2 protein-coding genes are annotated in these 736 nt (G+C 33.8%); both read left to right on the forward strand.

Translation table 11 applies throughout. From position 1 onward, the window contains the following. The first annotated feature begins 181 nt into the window (after positions 1-181). Entirely contained in the window at positions 182-472 is a 291-nt protein-coding gene (locus tag RCF13_RS13615; RefSeq protein WP_308141255.1) for a hypothetical protein, read from the forward strand. Further along, positions 469-736: terminase small subunit (locus tag RCF13_RS13620; protein WP_308141256.1), on the forward strand; the 268-nt coding region annotated here is incomplete at its 3' end. The genes RCF13_RS13615 and RCF13_RS13620, both read left to right, overlap by 4 nt.

Below are 736 nucleotides of genomic sequence, written 5' to 3' on the forward strand. Positions count from 1 at the left end.
AATGGTGAATGTAAAGCTGTATATGAAGAATGGTCGAATGGACGAGGAATACCTTTACCCGAAAGGAATAGATGGTTTAATCCTAAGACAAAAGAATTTGAAAAATAATAGCGCTAAATTAAGGCGCTTTTTTGCTGTTAAAACAAATGGATTATAATGCAAAATAAGGAGGTGGTACTAAATGAAATTAGGTAGCAAGATAAACAAATTATTAATGGCTTTAAAACAAAAGGGCTATGTCTTTATGTTGCATAAAGAGCAGAACTGGAGCAGTAAATTGAATAGAGTAAGTACATTATACAAACTATTTCATTTAGTGCCAGTGGAAGAATATAATAAACTCTATCCAGACAAAAAGAAAGATCCTAATAAATATGAGTATGTAAAAGTAGAAGTATATAAATCTTTCAAGCAAGTTGATATATTACTAAAGCTAGTGGAGTGGTATAAGGGAGCAGGTGAGGAGGAATGACGAAGCTAACGGTAAAGCAGAAAGCGTTTTGCGATTATTATATAGAAACTGGTAATGCAACAGAAGCAGCTGTAAGAGCAGGTTATTCCGAAAAGACAGCTAAAGTTATAGGCAGTGAAAACTTAACGAAACCTTACATTAAATCATATATAGATGACCGCCTAAAATCTATAGAGGACAAACGTATTGCAAAAGGTGAGGAAGTGTTGCAGTATCTAACCAAAGTAATGCGTGGAGAAGAAAAAGACCAATTTGGACTTGATG

Origin of the sequence: Stenotrophomonas maltophilia group sp. RNC7, assembly GCF_030910085.1 — a bacterium.
GTDB lineage: Bacteria > Pseudomonadota > Gammaproteobacteria > Xanthomonadales > Xanthomonadaceae > Stenotrophomonas > Stenotrophomonas sepilia.

Coding starts and splice junctions, on each gene's coding strand:
- RCF13_RS13615 (WP_308141255.1), top strand. CDS start 182: ATGAAATTAGGTAGCAAGATAAACAAATTATTAATGGCTTTAAAACAA.